This window comes from Agromyces sp. NPDC058484 (assembly GCF_042720415.1).
GTDB lineage: Bacteria > Actinomycetota > Actinomycetes > Actinomycetales > Microbacteriaceae > Agromyces.
Genome location: NZ_JBHXMP010000014.1, coordinates 1 through 12,254 on the forward strand (window position 1 = coordinate 1; position 12,254 = coordinate 12,254).

The 12,254-nt window shown below is 70.2% G+C and carries 12 protein-coding genes and 1 tRNA gene; 3 read left to right on the forward strand and 10 right to left on the reverse strand.

What is annotated here, in order from left to right:
- Positions 1–121: 121 nt before the first annotated feature.
- Complete coding sequence (locus ACFWN7_RS12245; protein ID WP_376939089.1) at positions 122–1,057, reverse strand: DUF559 domain-containing protein; 936 nt, start codon at positions 1,055–1,057, stop codon at positions 122–124.
- A gap of 260 nt (positions 1,058–1,317) precedes the next feature.
- Here ACFWN7_RS12245 and ACFWN7_RS12250 point away from each other — a divergent pair, with 260 nt between their 5' ends.
- A complete protein-coding gene (locus ACFWN7_RS12250; RefSeq protein ID WP_376939090.1) occupies positions 1,318–1,614 on the forward strand; it encodes a hypothetical protein in 297 nt (98 codons plus the stop codon).
- A 181-nt stretch (positions 1,615–1,795) separates the two neighbouring features.
- Here ACFWN7_RS12250 and ACFWN7_RS12255 read toward each other — a convergent pair whose 3' ends face one another.
- The 6 genes from ACFWN7_RS12255 to ACFWN7_RS12280 all read right to left on the reverse strand — a co-directional run bounded on the left by ACFWN7_RS12255 (position 1,796) and on the right by ACFWN7_RS12280 (position 6,786).
- Positions 1,796–3,331 carry a peptidoglycan DD-metalloendopeptidase family protein gene (locus tag ACFWN7_RS12255; protein ID WP_376939091.1) on the reverse strand — a complete coding sequence of 512 codons (1,536 nt, stop codon included), beginning with the start codon at positions 3,329–3,331 and terminating at the stop codon, positions 1,796–1,798.
- 320 nt (positions 3,332–3,651) lie between these two features.
- Complete coding sequence (locus ACFWN7_RS12260) at positions 3,652–4,545, reverse strand: inositol monophosphatase family protein (RefSeq protein ID WP_376939092.1); 894 nt, start codon at positions 4,543–4,545, stop codon at positions 3,652–3,654.
- A 10-nt stretch (positions 4,546–4,555) separates the two neighbouring features.
- Entirely contained in the window at positions 4,556–5,758 is a 1,203-nt protein-coding gene (locus ACFWN7_RS12265; RefSeq protein ID WP_376939093.1) for a multidrug effflux MFS transporter, read from the reverse strand.
- Between the two features lie 27 nt (positions 5,759–5,785).
- Positions 5,786–5,867 (reverse strand) — tRNA-Tyr (locus tag ACFWN7_RS12270).
- Positions 5,868–6,011: 144 nt separating this feature from the next.
- Positions 6,012–6,617: a PH domain-containing protein gene (locus ACFWN7_RS12275; protein WP_376939094.1), complete on the reverse strand. Its 606-nt coding sequence runs from the start codon at positions 6,615–6,617 to the stop codon at positions 6,012–6,014.
- Positions 6,618–6,621: 4 nt separating this feature from the next.
- Positions 6,622–6,786: a hypothetical protein gene (locus ACFWN7_RS12280; RefSeq protein WP_376939095.1), complete on the reverse strand. Its 165-nt coding sequence runs from the start codon at positions 6,784–6,786 to the stop codon at positions 6,622–6,624.
- A 226-nt stretch (positions 6,787–7,012) separates the two neighbouring features.
- On the opposite strand from ACFWN7_RS12280, the gene ACFWN7_RS12285 reads away from it, so the two are divergent.
- Positions 7,013–8,038: a LacI family DNA-binding transcriptional regulator gene (locus ACFWN7_RS12285; protein WP_376939096.1), complete on the forward strand. Its 1,026-nt coding sequence runs from the start codon at positions 7,013–7,015 to the stop codon at positions 8,036–8,038.
- 101 nt (positions 8,039–8,139) lie between these two features.
- Complete coding sequence (locus tag ACFWN7_RS12290) at positions 8,140–8,628, forward strand: YajQ family cyclic di-GMP-binding protein (RefSeq protein ID WP_376939097.1); 489 nt, start codon at positions 8,140–8,142, stop codon at positions 8,626–8,628.
- A 188-nt stretch (positions 8,629–8,816) separates the two neighbouring features.
- On the opposite strand, the gene ACFWN7_RS12295 is transcribed toward ACFWN7_RS12290, so the two are convergent.
- The 3 genes from ACFWN7_RS12295 to ACFWN7_RS12305 form a co-directional block, all read right to left on the reverse strand.
- The gene (locus tag ACFWN7_RS12295) at positions 8,817–9,797 is read right to left on the reverse strand and encodes a hypothetical protein (RefSeq protein WP_376939098.1); all 981 of its coding nucleotides are present in this window, start codon (positions 9,795–9,797) and stop codon (positions 8,817–8,819) included.
- Between the two features lie 386 nt (positions 9,798–10,183).
- Positions 10,184–10,834, reverse strand: a complete 651-nt coding sequence (locus tag ACFWN7_RS12300) for a prepilin peptidase (RefSeq protein WP_376939099.1) — start codon at positions 10,832–10,834, stop codon at positions 10,184–10,186.
- A gap of 26 nt (positions 10,835–10,860) precedes the next feature.
- Positions 10,861–12,240, reverse strand: a complete 1,380-nt coding sequence (locus ACFWN7_RS12305; protein ID WP_376939100.1) for an FAD-dependent oxidoreductase — start codon at positions 12,238–12,240, stop codon at positions 10,861–10,863.
- Positions 12,241–12,254: the final 14 nt, after the last annotated feature.

Genomic DNA, 12,254 nt, shown 5'->3' on the forward strand with positions numbered 1-12,254 from the left:
CCGATCTGACCCGACGAAGTGTCACCACCAAGACCCCCGGAACTGTCACCGATGTCCTGACACAGAACTGTCACCGATGTCCTGCGAGATAACACGCGCTCCCAGCGGCACAAGGATGCTCTCATCCTGCAGAACGCTTCTTGAGCGCGGTCGCGAGTGGTTCGGCCGGCTCTGTACGTGCTCCCCAGCGGTGTGCTCCTCGGTCGACGAGGGCGCGTAATCCCTCACTCACCACCGCCCACTCATTCGTCACCAAGTGATAGCTGAGGCGCAGCACGAGGTAGCCCTGCATGACCAGCTCGAAGTCGCGCCGCCGGTCCTCCTCGAACTCGGGCCCGGTATGGAACCCCTTCCCGTCGACCTCGATGACGAGCCGATCGCCGACGAGGAGGTCGACATATCCCACCCGTGGAATGTGCACCTGCGTGCGATGCCGGATCCGTCGCGAACGGAGCAGTAGCCGCACCTTCGTCTCGATGCCCGACTCCGAACCGGCGCTCACCTGATCGAGCACGGGATGCCGCGACGGCAGTGTCAGTGAGCGAACGCGGCGCAGCCCCTTCTCATCGAGCGGCCCGTGCGCGAGCGCCGAGTCGATGGTCGTGATCGCATGCGCTGCGTCGGCGCATGACAACATCTCGGCAAGGGCGATGGGAAGCGGGTCGCGCGCGCGTTCGACGGGCGGATCGCTTCGGTAGTGCACGCACACCTGGTGGGCTTCGCGATCGAGGCGAACGTGCGCGGCATCCGGCGACCGCAGGCGCGCCGAAGTGCGCGGAACGCGCACGTGCAGCACCGGATCGTCGTGCAGCCAGAGGCCGTCGAGCCGAGCAGCGGATGCCGCGGTGACCACGCCTCCCACGCGAACCGCCCGAACGACGTCGTGCGGGGCGTCGGGCACGCCGAACCAGCCACGCCGGATCCGGGTGACGCGTCCGGTCGCGAGTGCAGCCGCGACCGCTGAACGCTCCACGCCTGCCTCATCGAGGTCGCGATACGAGAGCGCTCCCGTGTTCGCGCGAATGTATCGGGCGACAGCGTCAGGGGTGTGCGGCACGGGACGAGTCTGCTCGATGTGCCGGCGCCATGGCCGTCGAACCGATGCCCTGTGGAAAACGTGCGTACGCGGCATCCGCCGTCGTCATCTCGTCTGACGCGCCCGTGCCTTCACCAGTGTCGGACTTGCTCGGCGCCTCGCATCACCGCTCGTTCGCAGGACGACAGCCGACGCACGGCCTACAAGAGGTGTGTTATCTCGCAGGACATCGGTGACAGTTCTGTGTCAGGACATCGGTGACAGTTCCGGGGGTCTTGGTGGTGACACTTCGTCGGGTCAGAGTCGACACGGCCGCCCCGGCCGGTGAGAGCGTCCTCACCGTGCGCCGCGACGGCGGGGTCGGCATCCGAGGCGTGCGATTCCAGATCGGCCGCGAGCGGATCGGCGAGGAAGTCCGCACGATCTGGGACCCCGAAACGATCATGTTCTTCGACGCCCAAGGCACCCTTCTGATCGAGCACCCCTGGCCCGACAACGACACCCGGTACGTCAGCAACGGACGACCCCCCGGCCGTCCCAAGAACCCCGCGAACCCCGAACCGTCACCGATGTCCTGACACACCAAGTGTTACCGATCTCCTGACACAGAACCGTCACCGATGTCCCGAGACATCACAGGCCTACAAGAGGTGTATGTGCGCTCTGGTCCTGCGAAACGTCGGGTCATGGCTGCGTGATCGTGCGGGCGCTGGCGAGCGGCGGTTCCGCCGCGGCGAGCGGCCGCGCCGCGGCATCCGCTCAGTTCGTGTTGGCGTAGAGCCACTCGAGCGGGTCGACCTTGGTGCCGTTCACTCCGCCGAGGCGGATCTCGAAGTGCAGGTGCGGGCCGGTCGACATGCCGGTGCTGCCGGTCGTGCCGAGCACGTCGCCCGCCTGCACGACGTCGCCGACCTCGACGCGCCGCGAGTCGTACTCCATGTGCGCGTACACGCTCGTGACGGTCTCGCCGTCGATCACGTGGTCGACCATGACGACCACGCCGAGCGAGCCGCCCGAGTCGGTGGCAGTGGCGACGGTGCCGTCGGCGATCGACTGGATCTCCGCGCCGAGTCCCGGGTTGAAGTCCTGGCCGCCGTGGTTGCTCGAGCATCCGGCGCAGTCGCGGTACCCGAAGCGGTCGCCGATGTGCACGCCGACCGCGAAGGGCCACTGGATCGAGCCCGCGGGGTTGTTCGTGAAGGTGGCTTCAGGGCGGATGCCGGCGGCCCGCGCGTACTCCTCGATCGTCTGCGCCTCGTAGCCTTCGCGCTGCACGCTCCGCGCGACGATGTCGCCGTTCAGCTCCATGTGCTGCCCGTCGAGCAGGGGACGGTCGGTGTCGGCGAGCGCGAGCGCCTGCACGTCGGCGGCCGTCAGCAGCGACAGCGACGGGATGGTCGTAGCCACGGCGAGCAGCGCGACGAAGCTCATGGCGACCACGCTCGCGGCACGTGCGGTGCCGCGAGCTCGGCGGCCGCGGCCGGGCGTGCCCGTGGGGGTCGGAGCGGGAGTGGGGGCGGATGCCGCGGGGCGCGCGCTCGTGCGCACGGCTGGGCGGGTCGGCGGCCCTGCCTTCGCGCCCCTCGCCGGCTTGCCCTTCGGCGTCGCGCCCTTCGCCGGCCGAGTCGATGTGCGGTCGGCGCGGCTCGCCCGGCCGTCGCGGTCGGCACGACGTGCACGACCGGCGGGCTCTTCGACGCCGCCGCCGGCCTTGTCGTCAAGGCCCGCGAACAGCGCGTCGAACCCCGAGCGCTCGGCATCGCGTGCACCGCCGGGGAAGGCGTCGCCGCGCGCCTCACCGGAGTAGACACGTGCCTCACGGGGGAAGTCACGGGCCTCACCGGGGAAAACAGCGGCGGCCGAGCTGCGGCCGACGGAGCGGTCGGTCTGCTCGGCCTCGGAGAGCGGGAACGGGGTCGGTGCGGGCGCGTCGGTCGTCCGGCGGCGAAGAGCCGGCGTCGGCCCCTGAGCCGGCGTCGGAGTCGGCGCCGGCGTCGGCCCCGGAGTCGGCGCCTGAGCCGGCGTCAGACCCGGCGCCGCTGCGTGAACCGGCGCCGCTGCCGGAATCAGCGCCGGCGCCGGAATCAGCGCCAGCGACGCGGGCGCCTCGGGAATCGGATGCGACGCGGCATCCGGGAGTCCGAAGAGGGCGTCGAACGCGGGGCGCTTCGGCGCCGACTGGGACGTCACGACGGACGCCGGCGCCGTCGCCTGCGTCACCGCGGCCGGCTCCGCCGCCTGAGGCTCCCGGGCGGCCTCGGTCCGGAGCGCCTCGGCGGCCTCTCGAGCCCGCATCTCGCGTCGCGTCAGGGGTCGCTCAGGCCGCACGGGGACCTGGGTGCCTGGCGCAGAACCGTCGGGCACGAGGGGGGACTCGAGCACGTAGGGGGGACTTTCGGCGTGTTGGGCGGGCAGTGGACGGGAGGTGAACATCCGACCTCGAGTCGAATTGGCTCGAGGTCGAGATAACGGATTGGTAAAGACTAGCCGTTCCCGTCGGTGTTCGCCACATGACACGGCCTGTTCCGTCGACGCCCCGGCCGGCGGCCCGCGACATCCGCATCAGCACGCGGATGTCGCCGTGAACGCGACACGCGACCCGCTCGCACGACCGTTCACGCATCCATCCCCGCGGCACGCAGCGCCGCTGTGAGCTCCTCGTACAGTCCGGGCGCCGCCGCCACGAGCAGTTCGGCGTTCTCCCGCCCTCCCGCAAGCCCGCCGACCCGGGCGCCGGCCTCGCGTGCGATGAGCGCGCCGGCGGCGTGGTCCCAGACGTTCAGGCCGCGCTCGTAGAACGCGTCGAGGCGTCCGGCGGCGAGCGCGCAGAGGTCGAGCGCGGCGGATCCGATCCGGCGGATGTCGCGGATGTGCGGCAGCAGTTCGAGCAGTACGCCCGCCTGTTCGCGGCGCCGTTCTGCCGCATACGCGAAGCCCGTTCCGACGAGCGCCGACCCGAGCGGCACATCGACGTTCACGGTCAGCTCGCGTCCGGCGAGCCGCGCACCGCCGCCCGCGGACGCCTCGAACAGCTCGCCCGTCACGGGGTTCACCACGACGCCGGCGAGCGTGGTGCCGCCGACGGTGACACCGGCACCGGCACCGGCACCGGCCACGCCGCCACCGGCGGCGCCGAAGCCCGCGCCCCCTCCCGCTCCCTCGACCACGGCGATGCTCACGCCCCAGGCCGGCACGCCGTAGAGGAAGTTCACCGTGCCGTCGATCGGGTCGACGACCCAGTCGATCCCGCTCGCACCGATGTGCGTCGCGTCCTCCTCCCCGACGATGCCGTCGTCGGGCCGGGCCTCGAGGATGAGCGACCGGATCAGCGTCTCGGTGTCGCGGTCGACGGCGGTCACGATGTCGGTCGGCGTCGACTTCGTCGCGGCCACCCGCACGCCGGCGCGGCGCGCGTCGAGCGCGAACTCCGCCGCCCGCACGGCGATGTCACGCGCGAGGTCGAGCAGGGGAACGGCAGCGGATGCCACGGATGGGTCGTGCTGGGTCATGCCCCTCACGCTACGCGCACGTCCGCGATCGCGCCGCGACCGCGCAGCTCGCCGCCGCGACCGCGGTCAGCAGCATCACCGAGGCCATCGGCACGGCGGTGTGCTCGCCCCAGAGCCCGACCACCGGCGACGCGAGGCCGCCCAGCAGGAACTGGGATGCGCCCAGCAACGCCGACCCGGCACCGCGCGAACTCGGCGTGGTGCGGGCGAGCGCGAGCGCGCTCGCGTTCGACATGGTGAGGCCCGTGCCGCCGGTCGTGACGAACGCGCAGGCGATGAAGGCGGCGGGCGTGAGCGTGCCGGTGGTCGAGAGCACGATCAGGGCGGATGCCGCGAGCACCAGCAGCGTCACGCCCACGAGCAGCATCCGCCGCGGCCCGACCCGCTCCGCCACCCGTGCGTTGAGCAGGTTCGCCAGGATCAGCGCCGCGGCGCCCGCGGCGAATCCGAACGAGTAGCCGATCGGACTCATGCCCAAGACGGCCTGCCCGACGAACGGCGATGCCGAGATGTACGACATCATCGCGGCGAATCCGAGACCGAAGGCGAGCGTGTAGAGCGCCAAGCCCGGATCGCGCAGCAGGGTGCCGAACCGCCGCACGGTGGCGCCCAGCCCCCCGGTGTGGCGCTTCTCGGGTGGCAGCGACTCGGGGACGCGCAGCCACGCGAGCAGGAGCATCACGACCGATGCGACGGCGATCACACCCAGCACGGCACGCCACCCCCACGCCGAGCTGACGAACCCTCCGATGGGTGGTGCGATCAGCGGTCCGACACCGACGACCGTCGCGATCAGGCTCAATGCGCGCACGGCGGTGGCGCCGGTGCTGAGGTCGACGGCGATGGCCCGGGCCAGCACCACGCCCGCCGCGCCCGAGAGCCCCTGCACGAGCCGCAGGGCGATGAACACGCCGATCGTCGGCGCGAAGGCCATCGCCGTGCCGGATGCCGCGAACACCACGAGCGCGGCCAGCAGCACCGGCCGGCGTCCCCAGCGATCCGAGAGCGGCCCGAGCAGCAACTGGCCGGCGGACATCCCGATCAGGAACGCCGTGAGGGTGAGCTGCACGGATGCGGCATCCGCGCCGAGCTCGTCGGCGATGTCGGTGAACGACGCCAGGTACATGTCGACCGCGATCGGACCGACGGCGGCCAGAACGCCGAGCACGGCGAGCAGGCCTGGGGTCAGCGACAGCGGGCGCGGAGTGGGCATCGCGCTCTAGTCTGGCCGGTCGATCGGTGGCGAGTGAGGGATTCGAACCCCCGAAGTCGTAGACAGCTGATTTACAGTCAGATCCCTTTGGCCGCTTGGGTAACTCGCCAGTCGCACCCGACCGAGTTCTGCACACAACCGGGGGCCTGTAAAGAATACCCGGCGAGCGGCGTGTCGAGAAATCAGCGACGACGAGCGGATGCCGCGGCATCCGTCGCCCGCTGCTGCGCCGCCATCGCGGTGTGCCGCCGACTCAGCCCGACGCCCGCCACCAGGGCATCTCGGCGGTCTCGGCGTGGTCGCGACCCACCGGGTCGACCTCCGCGGTGCGGGTCGCCGGAGTCACCGGACGCGCCGGCCCCCGCAGGCCCGACCGCTGGATGACCCGCTGGATCGTGATGCCGCGCTCGTCGGGGGCGCCCACGAACCTGATCTCGCGGAGCCCCTGCTCCTGGGCGGCCGACTCGAACACGAAATGCCCGTACCCGGCGATGCGGCCGACGAGCGGCTTGTGCACCGAGATGTCGAGGATTCGTGCGATCGGCATGGTGGCGATGCTCTGCGAGAGGATCCCGTGCACCCGGAACACCCGCATGTTGGTGATCACGAAGCGGTCCATGCGCGCCTGGAGGATCCGCCAGAGTCCGTGCGCGGCGAGGCCGGCGGCGAGCAGCAAGGGAACCCAGAACGCCTGTGAGGGCACCCAGAGGAGCAGCAGCAGCACCGGGATGGCGGCGATCATCTCGAGCACGGGACCCACGATCGCCGCCCAGTGCTTGCGCACCTCGTCGACGATGACCTCGCCCTCGTCGGCGATGAGGTGCCGCTCGACTCGGGGGTCGAAGTCGAACAGGCTCATGGCGTCACGTGGCGAGGGAGGTGAAGAACCTGCCCACCGCCTCGGCGCCCGAGAAGACGGCGGCCATCGCGCCTTGCACGGCGTTGGCGGCATCCTCGGGACGACTGACCATGTAGAACAGGGCGAAGACCCCGACGAGCCCGATGACGATCGGCTTGAGCCACTTCACGCGTGCTTTCCCTTCGAGACGGCGACAACGCGCAGCATCCCCCCAGTGACCACGCCCAGACTCCCGCTTTTGTACCGCAACGGCGTGACCGCGGCAACGCGCCACGCGGGGGGCCGCGCGACCGGTGCGCGCGCTCCGCTGGGGCAGGCAGGCATGCCGGGCGATAGGATTCCTCCTGACTCGGCGAGGCCGGGGAACGACTCGGCGAGGCCGGGAATGAGGGGCCATGGCCGGCATCGAAGAGGTGGCGAAGCTCGCGGGGGTCTCGACCGCGACGGTGTCGCGCGCGCTCAGCGGGCGCGGACATGTCTCACCAACCTCGAAGGCGAAGGTCATCGAGGCGGCGGCGCAGCTCGGCTACGTGGTCTCGTCGAACGCCTCGAGCCTCGCATCCGGACGCACGCGCAACATCGGCGTCGTCATCCCGTTCCTCAACCGCTGGTTCTTCTCCTCGGTGCTCGAGGGTGCGCAGCGGGCACTGCTCCGCCACGGCTACGACCTCACGCTCTACAACCTGTCGGGCGACGGGCAGGAACGCTCCAGCGTGTTCGAGCACTTCCTGCTGCGCCAACGCGTCGACGCGGTGATCGCCGTCTCGCTCGAGCTCACCGAGCACGAGGTGGCTCGCCTGCACGAACTGGGCAAGCCGCTCGTCGGCGTCGGCGGTCCGATCCCCGAGGTGCGCACGCTCACGATCGACGACGTCGCGGTCGCCCGTCTCGCGACCGAGCACCTCATCGGCCTCGGCCACTCGCGCATCGCGCACATCGGCGGCAGCTTCGAGTTCGACGTCGATTTCCACTTGCCGACGAACCGCCGCATCGGCTACGAGGCAGCGCTGAGGGATGCCGGCATCGACGTCGATCCGGCGTTGTTCGCGCCGGCCGACTTCACGATCCGCGGCGGCTACCACGCCGCCAAGCAGTTGCTCGGGGTGCCGCGCGACCGCCCGACCGCGATCTTCGCGGCATCCGATGAGATGGCGATCGGTTCGATCCTCGCGGCCCGCGACCTCGGACTCATCGTGCCGCGCGACGTCTCGATCATCGGCATCGACGACCACGACCTCTCCGAATTCTTCGGCCTCTCGACGGTCGCGCAGTTCCCGCGCCTCCAAGGCGAGAAGGCGGTCGAGATCCTCATGGAGCAGCTCGAACCCGAAGCGGATGCCGCGGGGCCGGCCGCGACCCCGTTGCCATACGAGTTGCGCGTGCGCTCGTCGACGGCGCGGCCGGTGTCGCCGGTCGAGTAGCGCCGGCGCGGGCGACGCGTCTCGAGACCCGCCCGCGGAACCCACCCGCACCGCGGCATCCGCCCCTTCGCGGCATCCGACCCCTCGGTAGACTGGCGCGCATGGCAGATGCAACGTTCGACATCGTGAGCAAGGTCGACAAGATGGAGGCCGACAACGCCGTGAACCAGGCCCGCAAGGAGGTCGAGCAGCGTTACGACTTCAAGAACGTGGGTGCGTCGGTCGAGTGGAGCGGCGAGAAGATCCTGCTCAAGGCGCAGACCGAGGAGCGGGTGAAGGCGGTGCTCGAGGTCGTCGAGTCGAAGTTCATCAAGCGCGGCATCACGCTGCGCTCGCTCGACGAGGGCGAGCCGTACGCGTCGGGCAAGGAGTTCCGTCTCGAGATCGGGCTGAAGAACGGCATCGACAGCGAGAACGCGAAGAAGATCTCGAAGATCATCCGCGACGAGGCGCCGAAGTCGGTGAAGTCGCAGATCCAGGGGGACGAGCTGCGCGTCTCGTCGAAGAGCCGTGACGATCTGCAGGCCACGATGGCGCTGCTCAAGGGCAAGGACCTCGACGTCGCGTTGCAGTTCGTGAACTTCCGCTGAGGCGGCGCCCGACCCGTCCGGCACCCCGACACGCTCCGCTCGTACGACCCTTGTGAGGCGTGACGACTTCTCGCTCCCGTCGTCGCGCCGCACAACGGTCGTACCGGGGTACCGGGTACCGGGTACCGGGTACCGGGTACCGGGTACCGGGTACCGCGTACCGGGTACCGGGTACCGGTGGGGAGGGGTCAGAAGAGCTTGAGCGAGGGTCTCACCACCGGCAGGCCCGCCGCCCTGAGCTTCGCCGCGAGAACACGGCGTCCCCACATCTCCGGCCAATCCCAACGGGTGAATGCCCGCACTTGCCTCCTGATCGCATCTTCGCGTGCCTTCTCATCGATGACCACATCAGCGGATGCCTCGACCGTGCCGTCACCGAGGTACTTGCCCCGCCCATCGGCTTCGGCCCCGACGCCGAACTCCGGCCAGTGGAAGTCGAGGAAGGCGACCCTTCGGAGTTCAGGCAACCACAATCGATGCTGGAGCTCGGGCGCCGGAAAACCGAGTTCTTCGATCACCAACCGGCTCGCCGTCTCGAGCGGCGTGTCGGCAAGGTGCGTCGCGCGACGCAGTACCGCGTCGGTTCGCCGACTTCCCGGGTACGGCAGCAAACGCTCGTGTTCCGCACGCAGCTGCGCAAGTGTCGTCAACGGTGGCGGATCATCGGAGCGACGGCTCACGTGTATCGCGGCATCCGTCGCGGTGAGTGCAGCGGCGAGCGAGCCGTGCCGGCTCAATTGGATCAGCGAGTACTCCACCGAGGTGACCGCGAGTCCACCAACGAGGTGAACCTCGATGTCGCGAGTGCGGGCGAGGGCGGTAACGCCACGACGTCGGTGCCCGCTGCGGCCGGGGGCCATGACGTAGACCTGCGCTGGCCAGGCGCCGACGATCGGCAGCTCGTACAGGGCGATCGCCGAGTGTGCGGTGAAGACGGGCGCGCGAAGGGTGAGCCCAGCAGCGCGCACATCTCGCAGATACGCCATCGCCTCTCGCTGTGCAGCGGGAAGTTTCGGATCAGGTCGAACGACATCGGCGTAGACGCCGCGCCGCACGCGCTCGAGCCTCGCGGTCGCGACGCCCGACTCGAGTTCAGAGCGCACGCCCAGCGCGGTCGCGTCGCGGGCGAGCATGAACCCGTGGGACCTTCGCGGCAGCTCGACATTCATCCATCGATGTTCGCGTGGCATTCGTCTGTGGCCACGCATTCCGGGCCATGTGCGGAACAGGGAATGCCCCGCCGCCGTGTTGAGGACAGGTCGCCCCCTGTACGACCCATCTGCACGACCCATCTGCGCTGATACGACGGTACGCAACGGTCGTCCAGCCGCATAATGGTCGTACCCCCGCGCGCACAGCGCGTCAGCGGTGCGGCGCGCTCGGCGCTGGCGTCCACGATGAGCCCGGTGGCGACCCTCGCGCGGCCGGCGAGTTCCGCCGTGAGCCAGGGCGGGTGCGTCGCTGACCCGGTCAGGACACCACTCGTGCGAGTACGCTCACTCACCCTCGTGCTCCACCGATCGAGTGGGTCGCCACGCCGAGCGCGCGCGAGTCGCTACCCGGCCGACAGAAGCACAGCGACGAACGCTCCGGCGAGCATCGACGGCCCGAACGGGATCGAACCCCGCAGCGTCACCCGCCGCATCGCGAGCGCGCCGATCGCGATCACCCCGCCGACGATGAACGCCGCGAGCAGGCCGATGAGCCAGGCGTTCAGGCCGAACCAGCCGAGCAGCAGGCCGATGACGAGCGCGAGCTTCACGTCGCCCATGCCCATCGACGAGGGCGACACCAGCGCGAGCACGACGTACACGGCGAACATCGTCGACCCGCCGACCACCGCCCAGAGCAACGGCCACCACGTGTCGCCGGCCCAGGTCGCAGGCACGAGGCACAGCGCCACCGCGCCGAGGCTCGGGAACACGACGGCGTTCGGCAGGCGCTTCTCGGCGAGGTCCACGAGGGTGAGAACGGTGGATGCCGCGGCGAACACGAGGAGCGCGGGGAGGATCCACGATGGGCCGAAGCGCCACGCGAGTGCGCCGAAGGTGACGGCGGTGATCGTGGCGCCCGCGATGCGGACGGTGCGCTGCGGCATCCGCTCGCCGTTCATCGAACGCCGGGTCAAGGCGGCGAGGGGCCACCGGCCGAGGGCCGCGCCGACGACGGCCGCGAGCGCAGCGGTGATCACGGTCGCGAGCGTCATGGCGTGCGGCGTGGCGGGCGGCGGGGCTACGCCTCGCCGCGCGAGATGCCCACCATCTCGTCGCGGGGCACGACCTTGATGCGCTTGCGGCCCTCCGCCGACCCGAGCGCCTGCTCGTGCTCGTCGAGCCGGTGCCATCCGGTGAGGTCGGTCCACTCGATGCCGCGTGACTCGAGCATCTCGACCACGGACTCCTCGTCGGGCGACTCGGGCCGCCACCAGTTGCCGAGGTCGTTGATGACGTGCTTGATGGTCTCCATCGCATCCGACTTCGTGTGCCCGATGAGGCCCACCGGGCCGCGCTTGATCCAGCCGGTCGCGTAGACGCCGTACATCTGCCGCGCCTCGCCCGACCCCTTGTCTCGGATCAGCACCTGCCCCTCGTGGTTCGGGATGACGCCGAACTTCTTGTCGAACGGGATGCCGGGAAGCGGCGACCCGAAGTAGCCCACCGCTCGGTACACCGCCTGCACCGGCAGCTCGCGGATCTCGCCGGTGCCGACGACGCCGCCCTCGCCGTCGGGCATGGTGCGCTCCCAGCGGATGGCGCCGACCCGGCCGCTTCCGTCTTCGACGAGCTCGAGCGGCTTCGCGAAGAAGTGCAGGTGGAGGCGCCGCGAGGCCGTGCCCACCTCACGCTGACGCCACTGGTTCAGCACCTTGTCGATGACGAACACCTGCTTGTTGCCCGAGACGGCCGCGCGGGCCGCGTCGTCGTAGTCGAAGTCCTCGTCGTAGAGGATCATGTCGACGTCGCGCAGCTCGCCGAGCTCACGCAGTTCGAGCGGCGTGAACTTCACCGAGGTCGGCCCGCGGCGTCCGAAGATGTGCACGTCGGTCACGGGCGATTCCGCGAGGCCGGATGCCACGTTCGCCGGGATCTCCGTCGGCATGAGGTCGTCGACGTGCTTGGCGAGGATGCGCGACACGTCGAGCGCGACGTTGCCGTTGCCGATGACGGCGACCTCGCGAGCGTCGAGCGGCCAAGTGCGCGGGTAGTCGGGGTGCCCGTCGAACCAGCTCACGAACTCGGCCGCGCCGTAGGAACCCTCGAGGGAGGCGCCGGGGATGTTGAGCGACGCGTCGCGCACGGCGCCCGTCGCGAAGATCACGGCGTTGTAGTGCTTCTTCAGGTCTTCGAGCGTGATGTGCTCGCCGAAGCGCACGTTTCCGAAGATCCGGATGTCGCCGCGGTCGAGCACCTCGCGAAGCGCCGTGATGATGCCCTTGATGCGCGGGTGGTCGGGGGCGACGCCGTACCGCACGAGCCCGTAGGGCGCCGGCAGGTGGTCGAACAGGTCGATCGAGACATCGAAGTTCCGCTCGGCCTTCAGCAGGATGTCGGCGGCGTAGATGCCGGCGGGGCCGGCGCCGACGATCGCGAGTCGCAGCTTGTTCCGTGTCACGTGCGTGGTCTCTC